The sequence below is a fragment of the Geminocystis herdmanii PCC 6308 genome (assembly GCF_000332235.1).
Lineage (GTDB): Bacteria > Cyanobacteriota > Cyanobacteriia > Cyanobacteriales > Cyanobacteriaceae > Geminocystis > Geminocystis herdmanii.
Genome location: NZ_CM001775.1, coordinates 4186840 through 4213081, shown reverse-complemented (window position 1 = coordinate 4213081; position 26242 = coordinate 4186840). Strand labels below are relative to the sequence as shown.

The 26242-nt window shown below is 37.7% G+C and carries 39 protein-coding genes and 1 pseudogene; 34 read left to right on the top strand and 6 right to left on the bottom strand.

The window, feature by feature from the left end; translation table 11 throughout:
- Positions 1–10 precede the first annotated feature (10 nt).
- From rplD to SYN6308_RS20865, 33 genes are all read left to right on the top strand, one after another.
- Entirely contained in the window at positions 11–649 is a 639-nt protein-coding gene (gene rplD, locus SYN6308_RS21020; protein WP_017296442.1) for a 50S ribosomal protein L4, read from the top strand.
- Entirely contained in the window at positions 639–977 is a 339-nt protein-coding gene (locus SYN6308_RS21015) for a 50S ribosomal protein L23 (protein ID WP_017296441.1), read from the top strand. Before rplD ends, SYN6308_RS21015 begins: the two co-directional genes overlap by 11 nt.
- Positions 978–1031: 54 nt before the next feature.
- Positions 1032–1874 carry a 50S ribosomal protein L2 gene (gene rplB / locus SYN6308_RS21010; RefSeq protein ID WP_017296440.1) on the top strand — a complete coding sequence of 281 codons (843 nt, stop codon included), beginning with the start codon at positions 1032–1034 and terminating at the stop codon, positions 1872–1874.
- 41 nt (positions 1875–1915) lie between these two features.
- Positions 1916–2194: a 30S ribosomal protein S19 gene (rpsS, locus tag SYN6308_RS21005; protein WP_017296439.1), complete on the top strand. Its 279-nt coding sequence runs from the start codon at positions 1916–1918 to the stop codon at positions 2192–2194.
- Between the two features lie 91 nt (positions 2195–2285).
- The gene (rplV, locus tag SYN6308_RS21000) at positions 2286–2660 is read left to right on the top strand and encodes a 50S ribosomal protein L22 (RefSeq protein ID WP_017296438.1); all 375 of its coding nucleotides are present in this window, start codon (positions 2286–2288) and stop codon (positions 2658–2660) included.
- 32 nt (positions 2661–2692) lie between these two features.
- A complete protein-coding gene (gene rpsC, locus SYN6308_RS20995) occupies positions 2693–3415 on the top strand; it encodes a 30S ribosomal protein S3 (protein WP_017296437.1) in 723 nt (240 codons plus the stop codon).
- Positions 3416–3552: 137 nt separating this feature from the next.
- Entirely contained in the window at positions 3553–3969 is a 417-nt protein-coding gene (gene rplP / locus SYN6308_RS20990; RefSeq protein WP_017296436.1) for a 50S ribosomal protein L16, read from the top strand.
- 6 nt (positions 3970–3975) lie between these two features.
- Positions 3976–4188 (top strand): 50S ribosomal protein L29, encoded by a 213-nt coding sequence (gene rpmC, locus SYN6308_RS20985; protein ID WP_017296435.1) that lies wholly within the window; start codon positions 3976–3978, stop codon positions 4186–4188.
- A 14-nt stretch (positions 4189–4202) separates the two neighbouring features.
- Positions 4203–4451 carry a 30S ribosomal protein S17 gene (gene rpsQ / locus SYN6308_RS20980; protein ID WP_017296434.1) on the top strand — a complete coding sequence of 83 codons (249 nt, stop codon included), beginning with the start codon at positions 4203–4205 and terminating at the stop codon, positions 4449–4451.
- 49 nt (positions 4452–4500) lie between these two features.
- Positions 4501–4869, top strand: a complete 369-nt coding sequence (rplN, locus tag SYN6308_RS20975; protein WP_017296433.1) for a 50S ribosomal protein L14 — start codon at positions 4501–4503, stop codon at positions 4867–4869.
- Between the two features lie 3 nt (positions 4870–4872).
- The gene (gene rplX / locus SYN6308_RS20970; protein WP_017296432.1) at positions 4873–5229 is read left to right on the top strand and encodes a 50S ribosomal protein L24; all 357 of its coding nucleotides are present in this window, start codon (positions 4873–4875) and stop codon (positions 5227–5229) included.
- Between the two features lie 59 nt (positions 5230–5288).
- Positions 5289–5831, top strand: coding sequence for a 50S ribosomal protein L5 (rplE, locus tag SYN6308_RS20965; RefSeq protein WP_017296431.1), 543 nt, complete (start codon positions 5289–5291; stop codon positions 5829–5831).
- 30 nt (positions 5832–5861) lie between these two features.
- A complete protein-coding gene (gene rpsH, locus SYN6308_RS20960; RefSeq protein WP_017296430.1) occupies positions 5862–6263 on the top strand; it encodes a 30S ribosomal protein S8 in 402 nt (133 codons plus the stop codon).
- Positions 6264–6355: 92 nt separating this feature from the next.
- Positions 6356–6895: a 50S ribosomal protein L6 gene (rplF, locus tag SYN6308_RS20955; RefSeq protein ID WP_017296429.1), complete on the top strand. Its 540-nt coding sequence runs from the start codon at positions 6356–6358 to the stop codon at positions 6893–6895.
- Between the two features lie 2 nt (positions 6896–6897).
- The gene (gene rplR / locus SYN6308_RS20950; RefSeq protein ID WP_017296428.1) at positions 6898–7260 is read left to right on the top strand and encodes a 50S ribosomal protein L18; all 363 of its coding nucleotides are present in this window, start codon (positions 6898–6900) and stop codon (positions 7258–7260) included.
- A gap of 12 nt (positions 7261–7272) precedes the next feature.
- The gene (rpsE, locus tag SYN6308_RS20945) at positions 7273–7827 is read left to right on the top strand and encodes a 30S ribosomal protein S5 (RefSeq protein WP_017296427.1); all 555 of its coding nucleotides are present in this window, start codon (positions 7273–7275) and stop codon (positions 7825–7827) included.
- A gap of 25 nt (positions 7828–7852) precedes the next feature.
- On the top strand, positions 7853–8326 hold the full coding sequence (gene rplO, locus SYN6308_RS20940; protein WP_017296426.1) for a 50S ribosomal protein L15: 474 nt from the start codon (positions 7853–7855) through the stop codon (positions 8324–8326).
- Positions 8327–8458: 132 nt separating this feature from the next.
- On the top strand, positions 8459–9772 hold the full coding sequence (secY, locus tag SYN6308_RS20935) for a preprotein translocase subunit SecY (RefSeq protein WP_017296425.1): 1314 nt from the start codon (positions 8459–8461) through the stop codon (positions 9770–9772).
- A 140-nt stretch (positions 9773–9912) separates the two neighbouring features.
- Positions 9913–10467 (top strand): adenylate kinase, encoded by a 555-nt coding sequence (locus SYN6308_RS20930; RefSeq protein WP_017296424.1) that lies wholly within the window; start codon positions 9913–9915, stop codon positions 10465–10467.
- A gap of 65 nt (positions 10468–10532) precedes the next feature.
- The gene (gene infA / locus SYN6308_RS20925) at positions 10533–10763 is read left to right on the top strand and encodes a translation initiation factor IF-1 (protein ID WP_017296423.1); all 231 of its coding nucleotides are present in this window, start codon (positions 10533–10535) and stop codon (positions 10761–10763) included.
- A 92-nt stretch (positions 10764–10855) separates the two neighbouring features.
- Complete coding sequence (gene rpmJ / locus SYN6308_RS24130) at positions 10856–10969, top strand: 50S ribosomal protein L36 (RefSeq protein ID WP_071590996.1); 114 nt, start codon at positions 10856–10858, stop codon at positions 10967–10969.
- 85 nt (positions 10970–11054) lie between these two features.
- Positions 11055–11435 carry a 30S ribosomal protein S13 gene (gene rpsM / locus SYN6308_RS20920; RefSeq protein WP_017296422.1) on the top strand — a complete coding sequence of 127 codons (381 nt, stop codon included), beginning with the start codon at positions 11055–11057 and terminating at the stop codon, positions 11433–11435.
- A gap of 172 nt (positions 11436–11607) precedes the next feature.
- The gene (rpsK, locus tag SYN6308_RS20915; RefSeq protein WP_017296421.1) at positions 11608–12000 is read left to right on the top strand and encodes a 30S ribosomal protein S11; all 393 of its coding nucleotides are present in this window, start codon (positions 11608–11610) and stop codon (positions 11998–12000) included.
- Positions 12001–12094: 94 nt separating this feature from the next.
- Entirely contained in the window at positions 12095–13084 is a 990-nt protein-coding gene (locus tag SYN6308_RS20910) for a DNA-directed RNA polymerase subunit alpha (protein ID WP_017296420.1), read from the top strand.
- Positions 13085–13218: 134 nt separating this feature from the next.
- Positions 13219–13569: a 50S ribosomal protein L17 gene (gene rplQ / locus SYN6308_RS20905; RefSeq protein WP_017296419.1), complete on the top strand. Its 351-nt coding sequence runs from the start codon at positions 13219–13221 to the stop codon at positions 13567–13569.
- Positions 13570–13593: 24 nt separating this feature from the next.
- Positions 13594–14412 (top strand): tRNA pseudouridine(38-40) synthase TruA, encoded by an 819-nt coding sequence (gene truA, locus SYN6308_RS20900; protein WP_017296418.1) that lies wholly within the window; start codon positions 13594–13596, stop codon positions 14410–14412.
- Positions 14413–14427: 15 nt separating this feature from the next.
- Positions 14428–14883: a 50S ribosomal protein L13 gene (rplM, locus tag SYN6308_RS20895; protein ID WP_017296417.1), complete on the top strand. Its 456-nt coding sequence runs from the start codon at positions 14428–14430 to the stop codon at positions 14881–14883.
- Positions 14883–15281 carry a 30S ribosomal protein S9 gene (rpsI, locus tag SYN6308_RS20890; protein WP_017296416.1) on the top strand — a complete coding sequence of 133 codons (399 nt, stop codon included), beginning with the start codon at positions 14883–14885 and terminating at the stop codon, positions 15279–15281. Before rplM ends, rpsI begins: the two co-directional genes overlap by 1 nt.
- A gap of 84 nt (positions 15282–15365) precedes the next feature.
- Positions 15366–15602, top strand: coding sequence for a 50S ribosomal protein L31 (rpmE, locus tag SYN6308_RS20885; RefSeq protein WP_017296415.1), 237 nt, complete (start codon positions 15366–15368; stop codon positions 15600–15602).
- Between the two features lie 532 nt (positions 15603–16134).
- Positions 16135–16863 carry an LPS export ABC transporter ATP-binding protein gene (lptB, locus tag SYN6308_RS20880; RefSeq protein WP_017296414.1) on the top strand — a complete coding sequence of 243 codons (729 nt, stop codon included), beginning with the start codon at positions 16135–16137 and terminating at the stop codon, positions 16861–16863.
- Between the two features lie 5 nt (positions 16864–16868).
- Positions 16869–18029, top strand: a complete 1161-nt coding sequence (locus SYN6308_RS20875; RefSeq protein WP_017296413.1) for an LptF/LptG family permease — start codon at positions 16869–16871, stop codon at positions 18027–18029.
- A gap of 553 nt (positions 18030–18582) precedes the next feature.
- Positions 18583–19194, top strand: a complete 612-nt coding sequence (locus tag SYN6308_RS20870) for a Uma2 family endonuclease (protein WP_017296412.1) — start codon at positions 18583–18585, stop codon at positions 19192–19194.
- 14 nt (positions 19195–19208) lie between these two features.
- A complete protein-coding gene (locus SYN6308_RS20865) occupies positions 19209–20636 on the top strand; it encodes a GTP-binding protein (protein ID WP_017296411.1) in 1428 nt (475 codons plus the stop codon).
- A 98-nt stretch (positions 20637–20734) separates the two neighbouring features.
- Here SYN6308_RS20865 and SYN6308_RS20860 read toward each other — a convergent pair whose 3' ends face one another.
- From SYN6308_RS20860 to SYN6308_RS20835, 6 genes and pseudogenes are all read right to left on the bottom strand, one after another.
- On the bottom strand, positions 20735–21370 hold the full coding sequence (locus SYN6308_RS20860; protein WP_017296410.1) for a ribonuclease H-like domain-containing protein: 636 nt from the start codon (positions 21368–21370) through the stop codon (positions 20735–20737).
- Positions 21371–21470: 100 nt separating this feature from the next.
- Positions 21471–21773: a DUF6679 family protein gene (locus tag SYN6308_RS20855; RefSeq protein ID WP_017296409.1), complete on the bottom strand. Its 303-nt coding sequence runs from the start codon at positions 21771–21773 to the stop codon at positions 21471–21473.
- Between the two features lie 361 nt (positions 21774–22134).
- Positions 22135–23022, bottom strand: a complete 888-nt coding sequence (locus SYN6308_RS20850) for an alpha/beta fold hydrolase (RefSeq protein WP_017296408.1) — start codon at positions 23020–23022, stop codon at positions 22135–22137.
- A 72-nt stretch (positions 23023–23094) separates the two neighbouring features.
- On the bottom strand, positions 23095–24234 hold the full coding sequence (locus tag SYN6308_RS23145; RefSeq protein WP_237741238.1) for an RNA-guided endonuclease InsQ/TnpB family protein: 1140 nt from the start codon (positions 24232–24234) through the stop codon (positions 23095–23097).
- Positions 24235–24325: 91 nt separating this feature from the next.
- Positions 24326–24901: pseudogene (locus tag SYN6308_RS23140) on the bottom strand (IS607 family transposase); the annotation flags it as partial.
- Positions 24902–25088: 187 nt separating this feature from the next.
- The gene (locus tag SYN6308_RS20835; protein ID WP_237741237.1) at positions 25089–25559 is read right to left on the bottom strand and encodes a DUF3122 domain-containing protein; all 471 of its coding nucleotides are present in this window, start codon (positions 25557–25559) and stop codon (positions 25089–25091) included.
- A 126-nt stretch (positions 25560–25685) separates the two neighbouring features.
- Between SYN6308_RS20835 and lspA the strand changes: the two genes are divergently transcribed.
- Complete coding sequence (gene lspA, locus SYN6308_RS20830) at positions 25686–26138, top strand: signal peptidase II (RefSeq protein ID WP_017296405.1); 453 nt, start codon at positions 25686–25688, stop codon at positions 26136–26138.
- The last annotated feature ends 104 nt before the right edge of the window (positions 26139–26242 follow it).

Sequence of the window (26242 nt, the reverse complement as noted above, 5' to 3'; positions counted from 1 at the left end):
TTAAAAAATTATGGTTAATTGTGTAGTAAAAAATTGGCAAGGAGAACAAAGTGGCGAAACTACTTTAGAGATGCCGATCGCTAAAGTAGAAAACGCAGAACACATTGTCCATCGTGCCTTAGTTCGTCAACTACATAATCAGCGTCAAGGAACAGCATCCACAAAAACCAGAGCCGAAGTGCGTGGTGGTGGTCGTAAACCTTGGAGACAGAAAGGTACAGGTAGAGCTAGAGCAGGTTCTATTCGTTCTCCCCTATGGCGTGGCGGTGGTGTCATTTTTGGACCAAAACCCAAAGATTACAACCTCAAAATGAACCGTAAGGAAAGAAGATTGGCTTTAAGAACCGCTTTTATGAGTCGTGTAGAAGATTTGATCGTAGTCGAAAACTTCACCGAGCAATTAACTACTCCTAAAACCAAAGAAGTAGTAGCGGCTTTAAATCGTTGGGGAATACCCGCCGATAAAAAAGTCCTCTTGATCGCTACCGATCTTTCCTCCGACAATTTTTACCTATCTGTTCGTAACTTACCCAATGTCAAACTTCTTAGACATGATTGTCTAAATATTTATGACATTTTGTACGCTGATAAAATTGTAGCTACCTCTGACGCTATTACCAAAATACAGGAGGTTTATTGTGGCGAATAGTAGATACGGAAAAACAACTAAAGTCAGAAAAAGTACTGCTGAACTAGCAGACCTCGTTATTCGTCCCATCGTTACCGAAAAGGCAACATATATGATGGAAGATAACAAGTTTGTTTTTGAAGTAGTTAAACCTGCAACCAAGCCCGAAATTCGCGCGGCGATCGAAAGTCTTTTTGATGTAAAAGTGGTCAAAGTCAATACCATGAATCAACCCCGTAAAAAACGCCGTGTTGGTCAAAGTATCGGTTATAAACCTCAATACAAAAAGGCGATCGTAACCCTAGCCGAAGGAGACTCTCTCCAAAGTATATTTTTCCCTGAATTATAATCTCCTAAATTTTTGGGAAATTGCTCACAGAAACTGATAATTATTAATTAAATTATGGGTGTTCGTACATATAGACCATATACACCGGGCAGAAGACAAGCGGTAAGCTCAGATTTCGCAGAAATCACAAAGAGTACACCAGAAAAGTCTCTGACAAAATATGTCCACCGTAAAAAGGGACGTAATAATCGAGGTGTAATTACCAGTCGTCATCGTGGCGGCGGACACAAAAGACTTTATCGTATTATCGACTTCAAACGAGATAAACGAGATATTAACGCTCAAGTAATTGCGATCGAATATGATCCTAACCGTAACGCTCGTATTGCCCTAGTGCAGTATGAAGACGGCGAAAAAAGATATATTCTCGCCCCCGCAGGGATTCAAGTTGGTGCTACCATTATCGCCAGTGCTGACGCACCCTACGAAATTGGTAATGCTTTACCCTTAGAAAAAATCCCCCTAGGTACTGAGATTCACAACATTGAACTTACCCTCGGAAAAGGCGGTCAAATCGTCCGTGCCGCTGGTGGTTTTGCTCAATTAATGGCAAAAGACGGCAATTATGTAACTCTGAAACTACCTTCTAAAGAGGTACGGATGATTCGTAAAGAATGTTATGCCACTATCGGACGGGTAGGAAATATCGAAGCCAGAAACCTCAAACTCGGAAAAGCTGGTAAGACTCGTCATTTAGGTATCAGACCTCACGTTCGTGGTAGCGCCATGAACCCTGTAGATCACCCTCATGGTGGTGGTGAAGGTCGTGCGCCCATCGGTCGTTCTGGACCTGTTTCTCCTTGGGGACAACCTGCTTTAGGTAAGAAAACTCGTAAGAAGAAAAAACTCAGTAGTAAATATATCGTTCGTCGCCGTAACGCCAATAAAGGCAAATAAGGCAACCTTCGAGATTTTAACCGCATTAATAAGGAAAATTCATGAGTCGTTCACTGAAAAAAGGACCATTTATAGCGGATAGCCTTCTCACCAAAATTGAAAAATTAAACATCAAAGGTGAGAAACAAGTTGTTAAAACTTGGTCCCGCGCTTCCACTATCATTCCGAACATGATCGGTCATACTATCGCCGTTCATAATGGTCGTCAACACGTTCCTATCTTTATCACTGAGCAAATGGTAGGTCACAAGTTAGGGGAATTTGCTCCTACTCGTACCTTCCGAGGTCACGCTAAAAGTGATAAAAAGGCAAGACGCTAATAGATTAGGAAGTAGGGGACTAGGAGACTAGGGGAATTAAGCCCCATGCCTAACACCCTTTCCGATACCTAATACCTAACACCTAATAATTATGGCTAAAACACAGGAAAAACCAGAGGTTGATACCTCTCAAGAAGTAAAAGCGATCGCCCGTTATATCAGAATGTCACCATCAAAAGTGCGTCGGGTTTTAGATCAAATTCGGGGTCGTAGTTATTCAGAAGCATTAATTATTCTGGAATTTATGCCCTATCGTGCTTGTGAACCCATTATCAAGGTTCTCCGCTCTGCTGTAGCTAATGCTGAACATAATGAAGGCTTAAATCCTTCTACTTTAGTTGTCAGTACTGCCTTTGCTGATGGTGGACCCACTTTAAAACGTTTCCGCCCCAGAGCGCAAGGTCGTGCTTATCAAATCCGTAAACGCACTTGTCATATCACTGTGGCAGTTGCTCCCACGGTCTAAGTTAACCATGAATAAGGAACAAAAAATATAACATGGGACAAAAAGTACATCCAATTGGTTTTCGTCTAGGCTACACAAAAGAACACTCTTCTTGTTGGTATGCTGATGCGAAATTTTACCCCCAACTTCTTCAAGAAGATCACAAAATTCGTCAGTACATCGAGAAAAATCTCGGTAATGCTAGTATTGCTGAAATTAAGATCGATCGAAAAGCTGATCAAATTGACCTCTCTATCCATACCGCTAGACCCGGTGTTGTAGTAGGAAAAGGCGGTCAAGGCATTGAAAAATTACGCACTGACTTACAGGCACTATTAAAAAATCAACGTCAGTTTCGAGTTAATGTTATCGAAGTGGCTAACGTTGATGCTAGTGCTCCCCTTATGGCTGAATTTATCACCTCTCAACTTGAAAGACGGGTTTCCTTCCGTAGAGTTGTCAGACAAGCCATTCAAAGAGCCCAAAAAGCTGAAGTATTAGGAATCAAAATCCAAGTTAGTGGTCGTCTCAACGGTGCAGAAATCGCCCGTACTGAGTGGATTCGTGAAGGTCGTGTTCCCTTACACACCTTACGAGCTGATATTGACTACTCCTACAAAACCGCTAGTACCATCTACGGAATTTTAGGTATCAAAGTTTGGATCTTCAAAGGTGAAATTATCCCCGGTGAAGAAGATTTGAGAGCTAATAATACAAAAGCGAAACAAGGACGCAAAAAGCCTCGTCGTCAAAAATTTGAAGATCGCTCTGAATAATTGAGAATTGAGAATTGAGAATTGATAATGAACAATTCAATTTTTCAGCAGTTCGGTTAAAGGTAATTATGAAAAACCTTTGATTATCAAAAAAATCTCGTTTTTACGAGCAATTCTGAACTATTAACTAAAAAACTATGTTAAGTCCAAGAAGAACGAAATTCCGTAAACAACATCGGGGCAGAATGACGGGTAATGCCTATAGAGGAAATACCATCAGTTTTGGAGATTTTGGTCTTCAAGCGATCGAACCCTGTTGGATTACCTCCCGTCAAATTGAAGCGGCACGACGAGCTATCACTCGTTATGTTCGTAGAGGTGGTAAAATCTGGATTCGTATTTTCCCCGATAAGCCCGTTACGCAACGTCCTGCTGAAACCCGTATGGGTTCTGGTAAAGGTAATCCTGAATTTTGGGTTGCTGTGGTTAAACCGGGTAGAATTATGTTTGAAATCGCTGGAATCCCCGAAGCTACCGCCAGAGAAGCTATGCGTTTAGCGGCTCAAAAACTCCCCATCAAAACTAAATTTATCACTCGATCGGAGGAATATTAAGTCTCTATGGCACTTCCAAAAGTTGCAGACGCAAGAAAATTAAATGATGAAGAATTAGCCGCAGCAGTAATTACTGCAAAACAAAAGCTATTTCAACTCAGATTACAACAAACCACGGGGCAACTCAAAACCCCCCATGAGTTTAAACACACTAAACATTGGGTCGCTCAATTACTCACCGTACAAGGTGAAAGAGCTAGATCCGCTACTCAAGCATAAGGAGTAATCAGTCTATGGCAGTTAAAGAAAGAGTGGGCGTAGTCGTAAGTAACAAAATGGATAAAACCGCCGTTGTTGCGATCGAAAACCGCTCCCCTCACCCCAAATACGGCAAAATTGTCGTTAAAACAAAAAAATACAAGGCTCACGATCCCGAAAACAAATGTCAAGAGGGCGATCGAGTCAAAATCAGAGAAACTCGTCCTCTCAGCAAAACCAAACGTTGGGAATTAGCAGAAATTCTTATTTCTAAAGCTATCTAGCCTCGATAACAGTTTTCTTAATTCCCCCTTAACTAATTAATTAACTAGAATGATTCAACAACAAAGTTACCTAAATGTAGCCGATAACAGTGGAGCGCGTAAGATTATGTGCTTACGAGTTTTGTCCACAGGTAACTGTACTTATGGTGGTATCGGAGACGTAATCATTGCCGTAGTCAAAGACGCAATTCCTAACATGGCAGTGAAAAAATCCGACATCGTAAGAGCAGTAATCGTACGCACTAAGCAATCTTTACGTCGTGATAGTGGCATGAGTATTCGTTTTGACGATAACGCCGCCGTCATTATCAACAAAGATAACAACCCCAGAGGCACTCGTGTTTTTGGTCCTGTAGCTCGTGAATTACGGGATAGAAACTTTACTAAAATTATCTCTCTTGCCCCGGAGGTACTCTAAACAATGAGATCAGCAAACAAGAAAAAACCAGGTCCGGCTAGATATAAAATGCACGTCAAAAAAGGCGACACCGTGCAAATTATCTCAGGGAAAGACAAAGGAAAAGTAGGAGAAATCCTTAAAGCAATTCCTAAAGATAGTAAAGTTATCGTTAAAGGTGTCAACATCACCACTAAACACGTTAAACCCAGACAAGAGGGTGAAAGCGGTCAAATTAGTACCTATGAAACTCCTATCCATAGCTCAAAAGTAATGCTTTACTCAGAAAAAGAAAAAGTAGCTAGTCGTATTAGCTATGTCTTGACTGAAGAAGGCAAGAAAGTCAGAAAACTTAAAAAAACTGGCGAAATTATTGATTAATTCTCCTTCAATTTTCAGTAATTAACGGTATATTTCATACCCATTAGTAAACACTACTTATGTCAAGACTAAAAACTTACTACCAAGAAACAATTACTCCTAAACTCAAAGAACAGTTTGGATACACTAACATTCACCAAGTGCCTAAAGTATCCAAAATTGTGATCAACAGAGGATTAGGGGAAGCATCACAGAATGCTAAAGCACTGGAGTCATCTCTGAGTGAACTAGCTGTGATTACTGGACAAAAACCTGTTGTTACCCGCGCTAAAAAAGCGATCGCAGGTTTCAAAGTTCGCCAAGGAATGCCTGTGGGCGCTATGGTGACTTTACGATCGGACAAAATGTACGCTTTCCTAGAGCGTTTGATCAGTCTTGCTTTACCCCGTATTCGTGATTTTCGTGGCGTTAGCCCCAAAAGTTTTGATGGGCGTGGCAACTACAGCTTAGGGGTAAAAGAACAATTGATTTTCCCTGAAATCAGCTATGACACCATTGATCAAATTCGTGGCTTTGATATTTCTATTATCACCACCGCTAACACCGACGAAGAAGGACGCGCATTACTCAAAGAAATGGGTATGCCCTTCCGTGATAAATAAATTAAGGTAACACCAGGAAAAGAATAAAGAATGCCAGCACACGACACTATTTCAGATATGCTGACTCGTATTCGCAACGCTTGTGCAGTACGTCATTCCACCGTTAACATTCCTAGCACTCGTATGACTCGCAGTATTGCAGAAGTACTCAAGAGCGAAGGTTTCATCACCAGTTATGAAGAAACGGGAGAAGGAGTCAGCAAAAATATCGTGGTTTCCCTTAAATATAAAGGCAGAAACCGTCAACCCATCATTCAAAATATCCGCAGAGTTAGTACTCCCGGTTTAAGAGTGTATAGCAAGAAAAAAGATTTACCCAGAGTATTAGGCGGTATCGGCGTTGCGATCGTCTCTACTTCTCACGGTATTATGACCGATCGAGAAGCCAGAAAACAAAACATCGGTGGCGAAGTCCTCTGCTATATCTGGTAAGAATTGAGAATTGAGAATTGAGAATTGAAAATTGATTCGAGATTCAACATTCTACATTTTTCACTATTAATTATCCATTATCAATTAAAATCATGTCTCGTATTGGAAAACGTCCTATAACGATACCTGCAAAGGTAGAAATCAAAATTGATGGACAAACAGTAAATGTTACAGGTCCAAAAGGTAACTTATCCAGAGACTTGCCTTCTTTAATTACCATTGTTCAAGAAGGACAAGAACTTCTCGTCACCCGTGACAATGATTCTCGTAAAGCCAGAGAAAGACATGGTTTGTGTCGTACTCTCGTGTCCAACATGGTGGACGGAGTTAATCAAGGTTTCGAGAAAAAATTAGAAATTCAAGGGGTGGGTTATCGAGCTCAAGCTCAAGGAGCAAAATTAACTCTCAACGTGGGTTACAGTAAACCTGTAGAAATGGAAATGCCCCAAGGTATTAACGTTGCCGTTAATACTAATACCGAAGTTGTCGTTTCTGGCATAGACAAAGAATTAGTAGGAAATGTTGCCGCCAAAATCCGTGCGGTTCGTCCTCCTGAAGTCTATAAAGGAAAAGGTATTCGTTACGCTGGGGAATATGTAAGACGTAAAGTAGGTAAATCAGGTAAGAAATAATTATGACCATTAATCGTAAAGATCTGGTACAACGTCGTCATTTGCGTATCCGTAAAAAAGTATCAGGAACTCCTGAGCGTCCTCGGTTAGCAGTTTTTCGCTCTAATCTTCATATTTACGCTCAAATTATTGATGACGTATCCCAACACACCCTTGTATCTGCTTCCACAGTAGATAAAGAACTCAAAGAAAAATTAGCTACCACTTCTAATAGTGAGGCTTCTGCTGAGGTAGGTAAATTAGTCGCTCAAAGAGCATTAGCAAAAGGCATTGAACAAGTTGTGTTCGATCGTGGTGGCAATCTCTATCACGGACGAGTAAAGGCTTTAGCCGATGCTGCTCGTGAATCTGGTCTTAACTTCTAAGAGGAATATATCATGGCAAAAGAACGAGAACAAGAACAACAACGCAAAGGCGGTAAGCAAAGAAAACAGCGTAAGGAGAAAAAAGATAATCCTTGGCAAGAAAGAGTTGTCCAAATCCGCCGTGTTAGCAAAGTTGTTAAAGGTGGTAAAAAACTTAGTTTCCGTGCCATCGTAGTGGTTGGTAACGAAAAAGGACAAGTTGGGGTAGGAGTTGGTAAAGCAGGAGATGTTATTAACGCAGTGCGTAAAGCCGTATCTGACGGGAAAAAACACCTCATCACCATCAACCTTAACAAAGCTGACTCTATTACCCACGTTAGCAACGGTGCCGCAGGTGGTGCAAAAGTATTCATGCGTCCTGCCGCTCCCGGTACTGGGGTAATTGCAGGGGGTGCTGTGCGTACCGTCTTAGAATTAGCAGGAATCAAAAATATTTTAGCTAAACAACAAGGCTCGAATAATCCTTTAAACAATGCCAGAGCAGCCGTTAATGCTTTACAGCAAATTCGTAGTTTCTCTCAAGTGGCGAAGGAAAGAGAAATTCCTATAGAACAAATTTATTCATAAGCGATCTTATTATCCCATAATCATTATGAGACTTCATCAATTATCCCCTAAGCCTACATCTAAAAAACGTCGTCGCCGTATCGGTAGAGGTATTTCTGCCGGACAAGGTGCTAGTGGCGGTTTTGGGATGAGAGGACAAAAATCTCGATCGGGTACAGGTACAAAACCGGGTTTTGAAGGGGGACAAATGCCCCTTTACAGACGTGTACCCAAGTTAAAACATTTTACCGTCATTAACCGTAAAGAATATACCATTATTAACGTTGAAAAGTTAGCTAACTTAGAGCCTAATACCGAAGTTACTATGGAATCTTTGATGGCTGTAGGTATTGTTACCACTAACGATGGACCTCTTAAAATTCTCGGTAACGGTGAATTAGGAGTTGCCCTCAACGTTAAAGCTGGTGCTTGGAGTAAATCTGCCCAAGCTAAAATCGAAGCGGCAGGTGGTACAATCACCTCCAGTCAACGACAACATGATCAAGACAATAATGGTTAATTAGTGTCAAGATATTAAGAATGGAAAAAGTGAGATAGAGAACCCAAAATAAATAACTTGTAATTTTTAATTCTCCATTCTCAATTTTCAATTCTCAATTTTTATTCACCATTTAGAAAATAAATTTAGATCATGGTTGTTAGTAAAGAAAAAACTCCAACCGCCCAAGAAACTTTTATGCAAATGGCACAAGCCGCAGGGCTTCGCAGTCGTTTGCTTATTACCCTAGGATTATTAATCCTGATTCGCTTGGGCATTTATATCCCAGTACCCGGGATCGATCGAGTTGCCTTTGAAGCCGCAGTACAGAATCTTCCCTTTTTAGGATTTTTAAACATCTTTACGGGGGGAGGTTTAGCCACCGTTGGTATTTTTGCGTTAGGAATTTTACCCTATATTAATGCTTCCATTATCATGCAGTTATTAGCTTCTGCTGTTCCTGCTTTGGAAGACTTACAAAAAAATGAAGGGGAAATTGGACGGCGCAAAATTGCTCAAATCACTCGTTATGTTGCCCTCGGTTGGGCAATTATCCAAAGTACGGGGATTACAGTCGGTCTTCTGCGTCCCTATGCTCTCGATAATAGCCCCCTGTTCGTGGTGGAAACTGTATTGGCAATTACCGCAGGATCAATGTTTGTCATGTGGGTATCGGAGTTAATCACCGAAAGAGGTTTAGGTAACGGAGCATCTTTGTTAATTTTTGTTAACATCGTAGCAGTTTTACCTCAAACCTTAGCTAATACGATCGACTATGCCCAAACAGGAGGCAGACAAGCCATTGCTCAAGTAGCTATTTTAATCATTGTTTTCTTGGTGATGATTGTCGGTATTGTCTTTGTACAAGAAGGTACTCGGAGAATCCCCATTATTTCCGCTCGTCGTCAGGTGGGTAGAAAGTTATATCGGGAAAGAACCAGTTATCTACCTTTAAGGCTTAATCAAGGCGGTGTTATGCCCATCATTTTCGCTTCGGCGGTGTTGGTTTTACCTTCCTCTGTGGCAGGTTTTGCAGAACAAACTCCCTTTAATGCCCTTCTTAATCAAGTGGCTTTAGCTTTACGCCCTGGTACAATCTGGTATGTTGCTACCTACTCTGTACTGATTATCTTCTTTAGTTATTTCTATGCTTCTTTGATTTCTAATCCTGAAGACATAGCTCAAAACTTAAAGAAAATGGGGACAACTATCCCCGGTATTCGCCCCGGTAAAGCGACGATCGCCTATTTAGAAGGAGTATTAAACCGTTTAACCCTTTTAGGTGCAATCTTTTTAACTATTGTAGCCACAGTTCCCACCTTTGTAGAGAGTGCCACGGGGGTAACAACTTTTCAAGGTTTTGGTGCAACATCCTTATTAATTTTAGTCGGGGTTGCGATCGATACTGCGAAGCAAGTACAAACCTATGTTATCTCTCAACGTTATGAAGGTATGGTTAAACAGTAATTGCTGTTCAACAAAGTCTTTTGGTAAGGGTAAGAGACAGGTGGACAAGTGGACAGGTGGACAGGTGGACAGGTGGACAAGTGGACTAGAACAATTAATCAACATTCACTATTCACTATTCACGGCTCATTAAATAAAACATGACAAAACTTATATTTTTAGGCGCACCGGGTGCTGGAAAAGGCACTCAAGCGCAAATTTTAGCGGAAAACTTGGGCATCCCCCATATTTCCACGGGGGAAATTCTCCGAAATTCGATCGCTGATGGAACTCCTTTAGGAATCAAAGCCAAAGGTTATGTGGATAACGGTGATTTAGTCCCCGATGAGTTAATTTTAGACCTAATCAAAGAAAGACTAGGACAAGAAGACGCTCAAAAAGGATGGATTTTAGATGGATTTCCTCGCAACGTTCCTCAAGCGGATTTTTTAACCAATCTTCTTCAGGAATTACATCAGATTTGTACTGGTGTCATTAACTTTGATGTCCCCGATGATGTATTATTAAAACGTCTCTTAGCTAGAGGTAGAAAAGACGATAACGAGGAGGTAATCACCCACCGCTTAGAAGTTTATCGTCAACAAACCGCTCCTTTAATTGACTATTATGAAAAACATCAATTACTGAAAAATGTTAATGGCGATCGAGAACTTTCCCAAATCAGTCAGGAATTAGAAACCATAGTAAAATCCTAAAGTCTAACTATCGATAGATTTGATAAAATCAAAAGGGATTACAAAATATCTTATAAATAAATACTATGTCGAAAAAAGATCTGATTGAAATGGAAGGAACTGTAACTGAATCCCTCCCTAACGCAATGTTTCGAGTTGATTTAGATAACGGTTTTAACGTATTAGCCCATATTGCTGGAAAAATTAGACGTAATTATATCAAAATTCTACCGGGCGATCGAGTCAAAGTAGAATTAACCCCTTACGATTTAAGTAAAGGAAGAATAACTTACCGATTAAAAGGCAAAAAAGGCTAAATACAAGACAATGAAAATTGTCAATTATTCACTATTTGACAGTGATCCTCATATCCTGTTATAATTAAAAGCTTGCAGTGTAAACTACTACTATGAAAGTAAGAGCATCAGTCAAAAAAATTTGCGACAAGTGTCGTGTTATCCGCCGTAAAGGACGGGTGATGGTGATCTGTTCCAACCCCAAACATAAACAACGTCAGGGATAAAATCTTAAACACAAGTCTAACTCATTAATGGTGAGTTTGACTAATTTTTGGTAAAAATAACGAGACTAATAAAGGAAACGAAAACATGGCAAGGATTTCTGGTATTGACTTACCTCGTGACAAACGAGTCGAAATAGGACTTACCTACTTGTATGGCATCGGTTTAACCTCATCTCAAAAAATTCTGGCAGCGACAGGGGTAAACCCAGACACCAGAGTTAGAGATTTGAGTGATGAAGATGTCACAAAACTAAGAGCCTACATCGATGAGAACTTTCAAATCGAGGGAGATTTACGTCGCTTAGAAGCGATGAATATTAAGCGTTTAGGGGACATTGGCACTTACAGAGGTCGTCGTCACCGTCAAGGATTGCCCTTGAGAGGACAAAGAACTCGTACTAATGCTAGAACTCGCCGTGGTCGCAGAGTGGCGATCGCAGGGAAGAAAAAAGCTCCTAAGAAATAGAGAGATACAAGGATTGCATTTTAGTATCAGCATCCTGAATACCGTTCAGTTTGGGTTGCAAAAACCTAAGATCACCTTACATCATGCCTAGTGACACAACATCACAGCTTAAAAAAACTAACTAAATCTAAAACTTAAATTAAACAAATTCAGTTAAAGAGGTATATCCGGCATGGCAAGACCCACAAAAAGGGGAACACCGAAAAAACAAAAGAAAAACATTCCCAGTGGCGTTGCTCATATTAAATCCACATTCAACAATACGATCGTAACTATTACGGATACGATGGGAAACGTGATTTCATGGGCAACAGCAGGTTCTAGTGGTTTTAAAGGAGCAAAAAAAGGTACACCCTTTGCAGCTCAAACGGCGGCAGACAGCGCAGCTAGAACCGCAATGGATAATGGAATGAGACAAGTGGATGTGATGGTTAGTGGACCGGGGGCAGGTAGAGAAACTGCCATCCGTGCTTTACAAGGAGCAGGATTAGAAATTACATTAATTCGAGATATTACCCCCATTCCTCACAATGGCTGTCGCCCCCCTAAAAGACGCAGAGTCTAAAACTTAATGATAATCAGCAACTTCCCCAAGGAAAAATTGATTATCAAAATCTTTGTATCTAAACCTGACTTCATAAATCGAGGAAATAACCACTGTGGCTGTGTTTAAAATAGATTGCTTAGTACATAAAACTCAAAAAAATCATGGACAATATGGCAAATTTGTACTAGAACCTTTGGGAAGAGGGCAAGGTATAACTTTGGGTAATTCCTTGAGACGAGTAATGTTGTCCAACTTAGAAGGGGCCGCCGTTACCGCCGTCAGAATCGCAGGGGTAAATCATGAATTTGCGGTGGTGGAAGGGGTAAGAGAAGATGTTTTAGAAATCATGCTCAACATGAAAGGGATTACCTTTAAAAGCTATACTCATACACCTCAAATTGGTCGTTTAGTAGCTGTAGGTCCCTGTACTGTTACTGCGTCTAAATTTGATTTACCATCAGAAATAGAAGTAGTCGAACCGAGTCAGTATATTTGTACCTTGGGTAAAGGTGCAAAATTGGAGATGGAATTTAAAGTTGAGAAAGGTATTGGTTATCGAGCCATTCTAAAAGGCAAAGATGAAAATAGTTCTCTCGATTTTTTGCAGATTGATTCTGTGTTTATGCCGGTGACGAAGGTTAACTTCTCCGTAGAAGAAATTCGTCATGAAGGTGAATTGTGCGATCGACTTATTTTAGAAATATGGACGAATGGAAGCATTAAACCTGAAGAAGCTCTTTCAGAAGCATCGGCAATTTTGGTAGATTTATTTACCCCATTAATGGACGTTACCAGTATTTCGGGACAACCAGAAGAAATGGAAGAACCAGAAGATCCTTCAAGTCAAATCCCCATCGAAGAATTAAATCTCTCAGTTCGTGCCTACAACTGTTTGAAACGAGCACAAATCAATACGGTAGCTGATTTATTAGAATATTCTCAAGATGACCTCTTAGAAATCAAGAATTTCGGTCAAAAATCTGCGGAAGAAGTGATCGAAGCCTTGCAGCAGCGTTTAGGAATTACTTTAGCAGAGGGGAAAATGAAAGATTCTCCCGCTGGTGATTTAATTCAAAGTGCTGATCCCGTCGCAACTCCTTAATCAAGAAAGGTGGACAGGTGGACAGGTGGACAGGTGGACAAGCGGATAAAAATATTTTATCTGAATTATCTTCCTCAAATCTTGTGATTCTTTAAGAGTATTGTAAAACAAAAAATAATTTAAGGAGGAAATTAATGCGTCACCGTTGTAAAGTGCCTTTATTAGGCTTACCAGCAGACCAAAGAAAAGCCCTTCTCCGTGCTTTAACTACTCAGTTATTGAGAGAAGGTGAAATTACCACGACTAAAGCTCGTGCCAAAGCAGTGCGTACTACTGCTGATAAAATGATTACTTTAGCTAAGGATGGTTCTTTAGCTTCCCGACGGAAGGCTTTAGGTTATGTCTATGACAAAGATTTAGTCAATGACATTTTTGCTAAAGCTCAAGAACGTTATGGCTCTCGTAATGGTGGTTATACCAGAGTTGTACGTACGAAAAGCCGTCGGGGTGATAACGCTGAAATGGCGATCATTCAATTAGTCTAATTCTATTTTCTAATTTTTCCATTCATGAGTAATGAAACCCAAGACACAAAAAGAATTGCTTTAGTAATTCAGTATTTAGGTACTAATTATCATGGTTGGCAAAGACAGCCTAATTATAAGACTGTTCAAGAGGAAATCGAAAATGCCATCGCCTTAATTGTGGGTCATTCTGTCACTATTCATGGTGCAGGAAGAACCGATAGCGGTGTTCATGGGGCGGCACAAGTAGCCCATTTTAATGTTAATTCTGCTGTACCGCCCGATCGTTGGGCAAAAGTCCTCAATGGATGTTTACCTGATGATATTTTGATTAGGGCATCGGCACAAGTAGCAAATGATTGGCACGCTTGTTTTTCAGCGTTATATCGACGTTATCGTTATACTATATATACTGGTAAAGTTCCCAATCTATTTTTACAACCGTTTAGTTGGCACTACTATCATCAGCCTTTAGATGAATCTTTGATTCAACAAGCGCTTAATCCTTTACTGGGAGTTCACGATCTGAGTGCTTTTCGTAGAGCAGGTTCTAAACGTTTACACTCAGTTTTAGAAGTGCAAGAGGTTTGTTGCGATCGAAAAGAAGACCTGATACATATTGAAATACAAGCTAGTGGTTTTTTATATGGTATGGTCAGATTATTGGTGGGGATGTTAGTAGAAGTGGGTACAAGAAAAAAGTCTTTGTCAGAGTTTCAAGATATTTGGCTCGATCGACGGCGAGACTTAGTAAAATATTCAGCTCCAGCAAAAGGATTATGTTTGTTAAGAGTAGGTTATCAGGATTTTCCGATACCAGAATCAATATGGTTTAATACTCAACCTATTTTTACTTTTAGTTAAAAAGTCTCAATTAAAATGAATAAAACAATAGTTCCTAAACTAGAAGATATAGAAAAAAAATGGTTTATTGTTGATGCTCAAGATCAACGCCTCGGCAGATTAGCCACTGAAATTGCTAATGTTTTAAGAGGAAAAAATAAACCGACTTTCACCCCTCACTTAGATACAGGGGATTTTGTCATTGTTGTTAATGCCGAAAAAGTAGTTGTTACTGGTAAAAAAGGCGAACAAAAACTTTATCGCCGTCACTCAGGGCGCCCCGGTGGGATGAAAACGGAAACTTTTGATAAGTTACAAAAACGTATCCCTGAAAGAATTATCGAAACGGCTGTTAAGGGTATGTTACCTAAGAATAGTTTAGGTAGAACTTTGTTTACTAAACTTAAAGTTTATACTGGTTCTAATCATCCTCATTCAGCCCAAAAACCTGAAGTTTTAACCATTAATACTATCCCCGGAGGAGATAAATAATGTCTAACAAAGTAGTTTATCTTGGTACAGGTCGTCGTAAGTCTTCCGTTGCCAGAGTTCGCCTTGTACCCGGTACAGGAGCAGTCAAAGTTAATAATCGTGAAGGTTCGGAATATTTTCAACAAATTCAAGATTATATTCAAGCCTTAAAAGCTCCTCTTGAAACTTTGGGGTTAGAAAATGAGTATGATATTTTAGTCAATTCCCATGGCGGTGGTTTAACTGGACAGTCGGATGCGGTTAAATTAGGGGTTGCCCGTGCATTATGTCAGCTCGATCCTGAGAATCGTCAACCTTTGAAAGCGGAAGGTTACTTAACTCGTGATCCCCGTGCTAAAGAACGTAAGAAGTATGGTTTACATAAAGCTCGTAAAGCTCCTCAATACTCTAAACGTTAATATGTTATCTTTCCTCTTTCAAAGGGGGAAGAAATGGTATTTTGTTGTTTAAATTATTATTAATATAAGAAGGAAATTAAGATAATGCCAAAAGAAGGAATACACCCCCAATGGTATGCCGATGCGAAAGTTATTTGTAACGGTGAAGAAGTTATGCGTGTTGGTTCTACTCAACCTGAAATTAATGTAGAGGTTTGGTCTGGTAATCATCCTTTCTACACTGGTACTCAAAAAATCATTGATACTGAAGGTAGGGTCGATCGATTCTTGCGTAAATACGGTATGCTGAGTAAAGAAAATTCTGAAGCTGAGACAAAATAGAATCAATTTGATTTTTTCATAACATTAAAACCCTAACAGATAAATTATTTGTTGGGTTTTTTTTTATAATTTTGGTGAGGCTTTATTTTCTCAAGCAAAATATCTTTATTCTGAATCTGAAGATATGTAACATAATCACGTTATCTGTCTGAGTGAACCATAAAAATAGATGATGTTCTACCATTCGACTTGTCCACTTGTCTCGTTTTCACCACTTTTCTTATATCGAACTGAGGTGAAACCCATTAACCTCAAGAATTCTTTTATCAAACTCAGGTTAGTTCACGCTATCAAATTTGTTTGGGTGAGTGTTTACGATGTGGGGCTTCTCTCGACATTTAAGCTAAAATTAAATATTAGTTAGGAGAATCAATAAATGGTAGCTCCATTAAAAACTGAAAAAAAATTTTATACGATGTTGACTATAATCTCTGGGTATTGGATAGAGTAAAAAAGTTAGAAAATAGGCATTTTTGAAAAATTCAAGTTATGACCTTGTTAAGTATATATTAATGATAAATTGCTCATTATAATGAAATTATTATTAGATAATGTCCATAAATACTATGGCAAAAGATGTATTGTTAATCGGGTTAACGTTAAGGTTTCTCAAGGAGAAATAGTCGGTTTATTAGGACCTAATGGAGCTGGTAAAACCACCACTTTTTATATTGCTACAGGTTTAGTCAAGCCTAACGAGGGTAATGTTTATTTAGATGAAGATAATATTACTAAATTACAGTTAAATAAACGAGCTAAATTAGGTATTGGTTACTTAACCCAACAAGCTAGTATTTTTAGAAATTTGACCGTCAAAGAAAATATAGAGTTAGTGTTAGAACAAACAAATGCTTCTTCCCGTTTTCGCAAAATGCGTTTAGAACAATTAATCTCAGAATTTCGTTTGGATAAAGTAGTGGATACCCAAGGTTCTCAGGTTTCAGGGGGGGAAAGACGTAGAACCGAGTTAGCAAGGGCGTTAGCCGTGGGAAAAGATGGTCCGAGATTTTTATTGTTAGATGAACCTTTTGCTGGGGTTGATCCCATTGCAGTATCAGAAATTCAAGACATTATCGCCGGACTAAAAGATCGAGGTATGGGTATCTTAATTACAGATCATAATGTGCGAGAAACTTTAGCTATTACCAATCGATCGTATATCATGAGAGAAGGTCAAATCTTAGCATCAGGTACGGGAGAAGAACTTTACAATAACCCCCTCGTCAGACAATATTATTTAGGAGATAATTTTCAAGTCTAAATCCCATGGAAAAAGAACCCAAATTCCAACTATCTTTACCCCAAATATCAGTGATGGATCGATACATCACGATCGAACTATTATTACCCTTTCTCTTTGGTATCGGGCTATTTACCTCTTTAGGATTGTCCATCGGCACACTCTTTGAACTAATCCGCAAAGTAACTGAATCAGGGCTATTATTAACCGTTGCCTTAAAAATTTTACTGCTGAGAATGCCCGAATTTATTGCTCTTGCATTCCCCATGTCAGTATTACTCGCCACCCTCATGGCTTATAGCCGTTTATCTAGCGATAGCGAAATTATTGCTCTAAAAAGTATCGGTGTCAACGTTTATCGTCTAGTGATTCCAGCGATTCTTTTAAGCCTAGTTGTCACAGGAATAACCTTTTTTATTAATGATGTAGTGAGTCCATCTGCCAATCGACAAGCCACCCTAACCCTGCAAAAAGCCTTAGACAGAGTGCGTCCCACCTTTAAAGATCGTAATATATTATATCCAGAATACACCACCGTAGAACATGAAGATGGTAGTCGTCATTCAGTGCTAGTTCGTTTGTTCTATGCGGAAGAATTTAACGGAGAGCAGATGAAAGATTTAACAATTTTAGACCTTTCCAGAGACGGAGTAAACCAGATTTTAACCTCAAAAACCGCCACATGGAATATTGGAGAAAATGTTTGGGATTTTTTCAACGGTACAATTTATCTAATTTCTCCCGATGGAGCATACCGTAACATAGTTCGTTTTGAACATCAACAATTAGCCTTATCAAGAGCGCCTTTAGACTTAGCCCAAAGACCACCAAGTTATGATGAAATGAGTATAGCCCAAGCTAGGGAACATTTAAAAATCGTCAAATTAGAAGCCAACGAAAAAGAAATTCGTAAAATTTTAGTTAGAATTCAAGGGAAAATATCCCTTCCTTTTGTCTGTGTAGTGTTCGGTTTAATCGGTGCTGCTTTGGGAGTGCGTCCTCAAAACACCAATAAAGCTACCAGTTTTGGTATTTGTGTCGGTTTAATTTTCTCTTATTATTTACTGTCTTTTGTCAGTGAATCTATGGGCATTTGGGGCATCTTAACCCCTTTTATGGCGGCATGGTTGCCCAACTTCTTGGGTTTAGGTACGGGGACATGGTTATTGATTCAATCAGCTAAATAAGCATCACCTGAGTTCGACATAAAATCATCGGTTAAGATAAGGTGTCAGGTATCAGGTGTTACCTGAGTTCGATATAAAAATAGGTGAGGGCTGACTTGGAAGACTCCGAAGACAGGAAGACAGGAAGATTGTATTTCTGATGAATGAATAAAATTCTCTCAAAAGTACATCAAATATTGAGAATTTTTCTCCCTGTCCACTTGTCCACTTGTCCACCTGTCTAGTTTTCATCATTTTCTTTATGTCGAACTGAGGTAGGTGTTAGGTATCAGGTAAAGATAAGGTAAAAAAGTTGAACAAAAATTGATTTTATCCAAATGAAATTAAGTAATTAATTGATCTAAACAAAGAAATTGTTAACCTGCAACCTGCAACCTATTAACCTCAAGAATTCTTTTATTGAACTCAGGTATAATTGATTAACACTCAAGGAAATACGGGTTTTAAGGTAAACTAAATCATTTACAAGTATAGCTGTAAATTAAGAATTATGGTCATTACGAGTAAAAAAATTATAGTATGGATTATAGACGTTGATTAGGAGTAAATCATTATGATTTTATTACAAGCAAAACCTAACATTGATATTGATATTGACACCCCACAAACACAACATATTTATTCTTTAGATGAATATTATGCTTTAGAAGAAAATAGCGATGTTAGACATGAATTTTGTAATGGAGAAATTGAAGAAATGACTGGTGGCACAATTAATCATAATCGCATTATTCGTAACTTAGTTCGTATTTTAGATTTAGCTTTTCAAAATACAAATCGTGAGGTTTTTACTAGCGATTTACGCTTATATATTCCCGAATTTAAAAAAGCAACTTATCCCGATATTATGGTAATTGAGGGGAAAATAATGTTACATAATAATCGTCAAGATGAAGTGTTAAATCCCTGTTTAATTATTGAAATTTTGTCTCCTTCTACGGCTAATTACGATCGAAAAGATAAGTTTTATTATTATCGTTCTATTCCTACTTTAAAACAATATATATTGATTAGTCAGTTTGACTATACCATAGAAAGTTATACTAAAACAGGGGAAAATAAATGGTTATTTGAAGAAACTAAAGGAGAAAATATTGAGGTTAATTTAGAATCGATCGAGCTTAGTTTTCCTATATCAGATTTATATATCGATGTTAAATTTTAGCAATAAAAAAAATGATGAATCAATGGGAAGAAGAAGATTGGGAAAATACTATTCTTGATTTTGCTCATTTGCAAGGAGAAATTAACTATAAACAAGCACAACAATCTTTAGAAAATTTATTACTTAATCTTGATTTAAAAGAAGAAGAAAAACAAGGTTTAGAAACAGATATTGAACATTTAAGTCAACTATTACAAAAATTAGAAGATTCAGTGATTTCCATTGCCGCTTTTGGTATGGTTGGCAGAGGAAAATCTAGTGTTTTAAATGCTTTAGTGGGACAAGAAATTTTTGTTACGGGAGCTTTACATGGTGTCACCCGTGAGATAGATCAAACTAATTGGCGTTTAGATAAAGAAAATATTGGCGATAGTGAGCAAAAAGTCCAAAAATTAATTAAGGCGGTGGAAAATGTCCAAATTCAATTAATAGACACCCCCGGCATTGATGAAATTGACGGAGAAACAAGGGAAGCCTTAGCGCATCAGATTGCTTCTCAAGTGGATTTAATTCTATTTATTATCGCAGGAGACATCACGAGGGTAGAATATCAAGCGCTTTGTCAATTAAGAGAAGTGGGTAAACCCATGTTACTGGTATTCAACAAAATTGATCAATATCCAGAAGTCGATCGAGCGGAAATTTATTCTACCATTAGGGATGTCAGGGTAAGAGAATTATTATCACCCAATGAAATTGTCATGGTGTCGGCTTCTCCTTTAATTGCCATTACCACGAAAGATAAAGATGGCAAAATCAAAATAACTCGTCAACGAGGCAAACCACAAATTGAAGATTTGCAGGTAAAAATTTTAGAAATTCTCCATCAAGAAGGTAAATCTTTAGTAGCATTAAATACCATGTTATTTACAGGGGAAATTAACGAAAAATTAGTAAAACAAAAATTGATTTGGAGAGAAAAAGAAGCTCAAAAAATTATTCAAAAAACTGTCATGACAAAAGCCACCGCCATCGCCCTAAATCCTGTCACGGCTTTAGATTTATTTACAGGAGCAATTATTGATGTGGCGATGATATTAACCCTTTCCCAATATTATGGTATTCCCATGACGCAACAAAGCGCCATTAAACTATTACAAAAAATTGCCTTCAGTTTAGGAGGAATTACTGCTAGTGATATTTTAGTCACCTTTGGTTTAAGTTCCCTCAAAGGCTTGTTAGGTTTAGCAACTCCCGTTACAGGAGGGTTAAGTGTCGTTCCCTATGTTTCTGTTGCTATTACTCAAGGTTCGATCGCAGGGTTTTCGACTTATGTTATAGGACAAGCTACAAAAGTTTATTTAGCCAATGGAGCATCATGGGGAGAAAATAGCCCTTTAACGGTGGTAAAAAACATTATTAATTCCCTCGATGAAACCTCAATTTTAAATCGTATTAAATGGGAATTAAAAGCAAAATTAAGCAAAAAAATTCACCATTAAATCAAGTTCGTAGTAAGGGGTTTTAACCCTTATTCATAAATGGCTAAAGCCATTACTACAAACTTTTTTGGTAACTCCTCTTCACTTCGATCGAAAATTTAGCCTTGATGTTCAAAGACATTGCTATAATACATTAAATCTAAATCCACAAATAAAGAGATAGCAGAAAAACATCTTTGAGTCAATTCCCAACGATCTTCTCTTTGTAACATAGTAATTAATTTGTCTTTGACGGGGATAAGATAACGAACATCGTTACCCGCATAGCTTAATTGTTCTGGTGATAAACTATTAACATTACCCCAATCGGAGCTTTGAGCTTTTTTATCTAATTCGATACCTTCTAATTCTTGTACTAAACTTTTTAAACCGTGACTTTGAGTATAAGTACGAGCAATTTTACTCGCTATTTTGGTACAAAAAACTGATTTTGTTTCTACCCCAAAAGTATGTTTAAATTGAGCCACATCAAAACGGGCATAGTGAAAAATCTTAGTAATTTTTTCTGATTCTAATAATTGAGTCAGGTAAGGGGCTTCTGTTTGCCCTTTAGCAATGCGAATGGCGGTGACAAAACCATCTCGATCGCATATTTGTACTAAACAAAGTCGATCGCGCTGAGGTACTAACCCCATAGTTTCCGTATCTATGGCTAAAGAATCCGCTTTAAAATAGCGATTAAATATATCGAGGGGTAAATCTCCCTCACAAACTTGAAATTTATCTAATGTCATTAAGAATTAAGAATTAAGAATTAAGAATTAAGAATTTAAAAACTCTCCCTGTCTTCCTGTCTGCCTGTCCATCTATCCACCTGTTCACCTGTCCACTATTTTAGTCTCCCTCGTGACGGGGATAAATTTGCTCTGCTTCAGGGCAATCATCGGATACGAGAATTTCGCCGTACCCCCTCGGTACAGAGGCTAATTTACGACTGACAGCCCCGATACTTTCAAGGCGAACAAATTCTTCCCAAGAACTGTTTTCGTAATCTTCTTCCATTTCATAGCGAATCACAACAATATCGCCTTCAATACCAATAATTTGTGCGTCTTCAATCCAACGTTGTTGATCTCGCAGGAAAACCGATACATCACAACCTTCTTTATACATTTGATAAATTTTACGGTCTAACATAGATTTCTCCTTACACTGCTAAAGATCAATATAATTTTGAGGATAATTGTAATGGTAAAACTTCCCAAGGTGAATTTTTTTTCCATCAGGAGTAAATAATTTAAGAATCTCGATTTTAACTAATTTTGATGATTTGAGGTGAAAAAATGATCAGAAACATCAATAGTGATAATAGCGTATTGAGCATAGTTTAAAAGGAAAATTATCCAAATATAATGAACTTTGTATGGCGTTATGATAGTTTAAAGATTACGCATTAGAAAAAATGAAAGATTTAGAGATTCTGAACCTCGATCGAGCTAGAATCATGTTATTAGTGCGTAATTCCTAAATTTATAATTATCAATCAACACCTATTTATCTATCGTAGCATTTTATCTTCACAGATATTAGTGTGATATTGTTGAATAATTTTTACGGTATAATCTGTCACCAATTCTGTTTGTTCTAACATGGCAAAATGTCCACACTCTTCTATTTCATAAACATTATCTTGATGGTGTTGAAACAGATGATGAAAACTAGCTAAATGTTTAACATATTGAGGTTCCATAATTTGATCTTGTTTTCCCGCTATAAAATATACTGGTTGAGGTAAACGGGCGACTATTTGGGGCAAATAATGAACTTCGTTTTCTGTAGTGGATTCTAGTAATGAACCGATAGCCGCCTTTTCATCGGCACGGATAAAGTCTTCTAAGCGAGATTTTCCCCATTTCAGATTAAGGGGGCGTTTAACCATCATACGAGAAAAAATGACATCAAATAAGGGTAAATGGGAAAACCAAGGAGGGCGAAATTTAACGAGATTTTCTCCTGCTTTGCGAAATCGCTCAAATTCTTCTTTCAGATAGATGCCTCCCCCAGCATTAACGCAAATTACTCCTTGTACGACTTCTGAACAAATATCAGCCCCCCATAAAGCAATACTACCACCCAAGGAATGACCGATTAACCAAGCCTTTTTGATGTTTAATTGGGTTAATAATTCTTGTAAATCTTGGGCGTAACTGTATAAATCAAAACTGAAGGTTAATGAATCATCGGGTAGTTGAGATGCCCCAAACCCTCTTAAATCATAGGCTAAACAAGAATATTGATCTTTGATTCGATCGATTAAAGGTGTCCAATATTGATGAGACAGTAACCATCCATGAATGAATATTAATACTGGACGAGAGGAGTCAGAAAAATTACTTTCAGTAAATTGAAAAAAGTGATCTACTCCACGAATATTAACCTTGTTCATTTTTTTTCTTTTCTGTTATATAAAACTTATCTATAGTTACTCACTATAGCGTTTACTTTCTGCTTCTACCAGTCAAGTCGGCTTGATACTGTCCACAGACGTTAATTCGGCTGTAACCCAACCTATTTTTTCTATAATTACTTCTTCAGGTGCTTTTTCCAAGTTGATCGAGGCATTCAAATCACGATCGATCCTTAAGCCACACTCATCACAAGTATATAGCCTGTCAGACAAAGACAAAGTTTCTTTTTTCTGCTCACAATTACTACATTTTTTTGACGATGGATACCATTGATCGATTATATCAACACGATTAGCATACCACAGAGCTTTATAAGTTAGTTGACGTTTAAACTCATACATTCCCAAATCAGCAATGGAACTCGCTAACTTGTGATTCGCCATCATACCTTTAACGTTAAGATTCTCAATCTTGATATGACCATAAGTCTTACATAACCTTGTCGTAGTCTGCTGTAAAAAATCCAGACGTTGACAAGCCACCTTGTAATGTTGTTTCCTAACTTTATCTTGATATTTCTTAGCATTATGACTAGCTTTCACTCCTTTTTTGCGATTCCCTAATTGTTTATGACGGTTGCGGTATTGTAGTTGTCCTAGCTTGGTTTTCGCTTGTTTAAAAGGACGTGGACTTTCAATTACATTTCCATCACTTAGAGTCGCAAAAGTTTTACTGCCTAAGTCAATGCCAACAGGTTCAATTACGGGATGGATTCTTGGCGGTAATCTATCCGCATCAATAGAGAAACTAACAAACCATTTATCCGCCGATTTACTAATGGTAAAAGTTTGAGAAACACAAGAAAAAGGAATTGCCTCCTTCAATCTAAAAGTACTTAAAGTTGGTATTTTGATAGTTTTTCCTGCTTCTAATAATACTTTACCATTACTCGACTCGACTCTAAATGATTGTTTATCTTTCTTCCTTTTAAAGACAGGTTGCTCCCCTAACCCTTGAAAGTATCTTGAGTAGGCAGTTTTCAAATCTCGAAAAGCATTTTGATATACCCTAGAACTAAGATTATTACACCAAGCATATTCTGGTTGCTTCTTAGTGTAGTTAGTAAATAATTTTTTAATAGTGTCAATCTTATAGCTAGAACTTCCCTTAATTTCCTGATGATTAATCATTCCCATTAACGCTAAACCATAATTATAAACAAAGCGAGAGAACCCAGCGTGCTGTGCCATAAGAGTTTTCTCTTTGTTATTTAATTTCAGTTCTAGCTTAAGACTAAACATAATAATTAAACTTTACTAACTTAATCAAGTATAACAATATCTAGGGAGATTGTAAAGTATCATTTGTTAAGATTTCTTGAAGTTTTTTTGAGTAGCTTCTTAAACCGTATAAACGACAAGAAAAAGTCTGAACAATAGCTAACAAATCTTCTACCATTTCTTGTTCTGGAGATAAGGATTGTTGATTTGCTACGGTTAATTTACAGCTGTACCAGTCACAGTATTCCTCAAAAAAGTCGAAACCAAAGCGAACTAATCGGTCTTTATGGGCGACAATTAAATGATTAATCTCACCCAGTCTAATACCTTTCATAATCGATAAAAACTTTTTACGTTTAAAGTTTAATCCTCCGCCGATTTCTGTAATCCACTCATCTACTGGAATCCCACCACCTAAACAAAAAGATTCCATCGCTTTAATTTGGGAGTTTAAATCATCCTTTTGCCCTGATGAAGATACTCGACAATAAACAACAGTTTTTCTTTCATCCAAAGAAGTAGGAAGATTAAGTGCTAATTGTAAATCATTTTCATCGTAATAACGTTGATTTCCAATGGTTCTTTTTGCGACTAACCTTCCTTCAAAATCCCATCTTCTAAGGGTTGAAACCGATCTTCTTTATTAATTTGGCAAATTCATGGGGTCTATAAACCATAAAACTTAACTATATAGTAAACTATAACTAAGTTTAGTAAGTTTTTCGTTAACAGTCAATCGCTCTTTGATTTGTGCCGAGATTAAAGCAGGTTATTATCTCTAATATACCTTAATTCTGCTTAAAATCATTAATCAAAGGTTAAGATTAAGAATTGTTGGTTGCAATTTCTTGCCATTCTAAAAGCACAGGATAGGGTATTTTTAGGGTGAGAGATTTTTCTTGAACGGGTAATAATAAGGTTAGATATTTTTGTTCGATCGAGACTGGTAAAATATTCTTAAAGTCATATTGTCCAACTTGTCCAACATTTTCGGCAGGAGGTTTTTCAGCAAATTCATCCCTTGCTTTCATGTCTTCATCATTAAGGGTAGTGACAATTAAATCTTGAGGATGATTGAATTTTACCACATCAGGAAAACCGACTAACCGTAAATTCAAATCAATTATTTTTCCTTCTTTAACTCTTTTAAAAAGGATAGTTTGCCAACTGTTACCTTGATTATCGACTAAACGATGTCGAGCTTGATATAATACTTGTTCTTGTCCTTCCGTTTGTTTAATAATATTAGCAAACCCTTCATCACTGATACTGAAATTTACAATTAGTGCTAACAAAAGTACTATGATTATTTTGGTAAAGTTACTTTTTTTCATGGTTAATCTCAAAACTTTATAACTATATAATAATATATTTTTTCAAAAAAATCGATCGAGATAATGAAGTGTGGTAAATAAAAAATTATGAAAAAAAACCCTTATTTTTGGATAGTGGCAATTATTGCCCTAGTTTTAGATCAGATTACAAAATATTTAATTCTGCTCAATTTTGAAAATATAGGGGATACTATACCGTTATGGCAAGGAGTTTTTCATCTCACTTATGTTCAAAATACAGGTGCAGCATTTAGTTTTTTTCAAGGTGGTGCAAGTTGGTTGCGATGGCTGTCGTTATTAGTAAGTATTGCTTTAATGATTTGGGCATGGGTAGAAAAATTTTCTAAAACTGAGCAGTTAGCCTATGGTTTTATCTTAGCAGGGGCTTTTGGTAATGGGATCGATCGATTTCTTTTTGGTTATGTGGTGGATTTTCTGGATTTTCGTCTGATCAATTTTCCAGTGTTTAATATCGCCGATGTTTGTATTAACATTGGCATTATTTTCTTAATTTACGCCACCATCAAAGTTAGTCGCTAGATGGATAGGTTAAAACTAAAAAATAGTATCAAATGCGGAGGTTTTTATTAATTAATCGAATTAATCAATTATTAGAAATATTAGAAAAAAAAATATAATACACC

Coding starts and splice junctions, on each gene's coding strand:
- rplO (WP_017296426.1), top strand. CDS start 7,853: ATGAGACTTCATCAATTATCCCCTAAGCCTACATCTAAAAAACGTCGT.
- SYN6308_RS20930 (WP_017296424.1), top strand. CDS start 9,913: ATGACAAAACTTATATTTTTAGGCGCACCGGGTGCTGGAAAAGGCACT.
- rplV (WP_017296438.1), top strand. CDS start 2,286: ATGGCTAAAACACAGGAAAAACCAGAGGTTGATACCTCTCAAGAAGTA.
- rplF (WP_017296429.1), top strand. CDS start 6,356: ATGTCTCGTATTGGAAAACGTCCTATAACGATACCTGCAAAGGTAGAA.
- rplP (WP_017296436.1), top strand. CDS start 3,553: ATGTTAAGTCCAAGAAGAACGAAATTCCGTAAACAACATCGGGGCAGA.
- secY (WP_017296425.1), top strand. CDS start 8,459: ATGGTTGTTAGTAAAGAAAAAACTCCAACCGCCCAAGAAACTTTTATG.
- rplQ (WP_017296419.1), top strand. CDS start 13,219: ATGCGTCACCGTTGTAAAGTGCCTTTATTAGGCTTACCAGCAGACCAA.
- rpsS (WP_017296439.1), top strand. CDS start 1,916: ATGAGTCGTTCACTGAAAAAAGGACCATTTATAGCGGATAGCCTTCTC.
- rpmC (WP_017296435.1), top strand. CDS start 3,976: ATGGCACTTCCAAAAGTTGCAGACGCAAGAAAATTAAATGATGAAGAA.
- rplB (WP_017296440.1), top strand. CDS start 1,032: ATGGGTGTTCGTACATATAGACCATATACACCGGGCAGAAGACAAGCG.
- rpsM (WP_017296422.1), top strand. CDS start 11,055: ATGGCAAGGATTTCTGGTATTGACTTACCTCGTGACAAACGAGTCGAA.
- SYN6308_RS20855 (WP_017296409.1), bottom strand. CDS start 21,773: ATGTTAGACCGTAAAATTTATCAAATGTATAAAGAAGGTTGTGATGTA.
- rpmJ (WP_071590996.1), top strand. CDS start 10,856: ATGAAAGTAAGAGCATCAGTCAAAAAAATTTGCGACAAGTGTCGTGTT.
- infA (WP_017296423.1), top strand. CDS start 10,533: ATGTCGAAAAAAGATCTGATTGAAATGGAAGGAACTGTAACTGAATCC.
- rpsH (WP_017296430.1), top strand. CDS start 5,862: ATGCCAGCACACGACACTATTTCAGATATGCTGACTCGTATTCGCAAC.
- rpmE (WP_017296415.1), top strand. CDS start 15,366: ATGCCAAAAGAAGGAATACACCCCCAATGGTATGCCGATGCGAAAGTT.
- rplN (WP_017296433.1), top strand. CDS start 4,501: ATGATTCAACAACAAAGTTACCTAAATGTAGCCGATAACAGTGGAGCG.
- rplR (WP_017296428.1), top strand. CDS start 6,898: ATGACCATTAATCGTAAAGATCTGGTACAACGTCGTCATTTGCGTATC.
- SYN6308_RS20875 (WP_017296413.1), top strand. CDS start 16,869: ATGGAAAAAGAACCCAAATTCCAACTATCTTTACCCCAAATATCAGTG.
- rplX (WP_017296432.1), top strand. CDS start 4,873: ATGAGATCAGCAAACAAGAAAAAACCAGGTCCGGCTAGATATAAAATG.
- SYN6308_RS20860 (WP_017296410.1), bottom strand. CDS start 21,370: ATGACATTAGATAAATTTCAAGTTTGTGAGGGAGATTTACCCCTCGAT.
- rpsC (WP_017296437.1), top strand. CDS start 2,693: ATGGGACAAAAAGTACATCCAATTGGTTTTCGTCTAGGCTACACAAAA.
- lspA (WP_017296405.1), top strand. CDS start 25,686: ATGAAAAAAAACCCTTATTTTTGGATAGTGGCAATTATTGCCCTAGTT.
- lptB (WP_017296414.1), top strand. CDS start 16,135: ATGAAATTATTATTAGATAATGTCCATAAATACTATGGCAAAAGATGT.
- SYN6308_RS23145 (WP_237741238.1), bottom strand. CDS start 24,234: ATGGCACAGCACGCTGGGTTCTCTCGCTTTGTTTATAATTATGGTTTA.
- truA (WP_017296418.1), top strand. CDS start 13,594: ATGAGTAATGAAACCCAAGACACAAAAAGAATTGCTTTAGTAATTCAG.
- rpsE (WP_017296427.1), top strand. CDS start 7,273: ATGGCAAAAGAACGAGAACAAGAACAACAACGCAAAGGCGGTAAGCAA.
- rpsI (WP_017296416.1), top strand. CDS start 14,883: ATGTCTAACAAAGTAGTTTATCTTGGTACAGGTCGTCGTAAGTCTTCC.
- rplE (WP_017296431.1), top strand. CDS start 5,289: ATGTCAAGACTAAAAACTTACTACCAAGAAACAATTACTCCTAAACTC.
- SYN6308_RS20870 (WP_017296412.1), top strand. CDS start 18,583: ATGATTTTATTACAAGCAAAACCTAACATTGATATTGATATTGACACC.
- rpsK (WP_017296421.1), top strand. CDS start 11,608: ATGGCAAGACCCACAAAAAGGGGAACACCGAAAAAACAAAAGAAAAAC.
- SYN6308_RS20865 (WP_017296411.1), top strand. CDS start 19,209: ATGAATCAATGGGAAGAAGAAGATTGGGAAAATACTATTCTTGATTTT.
- SYN6308_RS20850 (WP_017296408.1), bottom strand. CDS start 23,022: ATGAACAAGGTTAATATTCGTGGAGTAGATCACTTTTTTCAATTTACT.
- rpsQ (WP_017296434.1), top strand. CDS start 4,203: ATGGCAGTTAAAGAAAGAGTGGGCGTAGTCGTAAGTAACAAAATGGAT.
- rplM (WP_017296417.1), top strand. CDS start 14,428: ATGAATAAAACAATAGTTCCTAAACTAGAAGATATAGAAAAAAAATGG.
- rplD (WP_017296442.1), top strand. CDS start 11: ATGGTTAATTGTGTAGTAAAAAATTGGCAAGGAGAACAAAGTGGCGAA.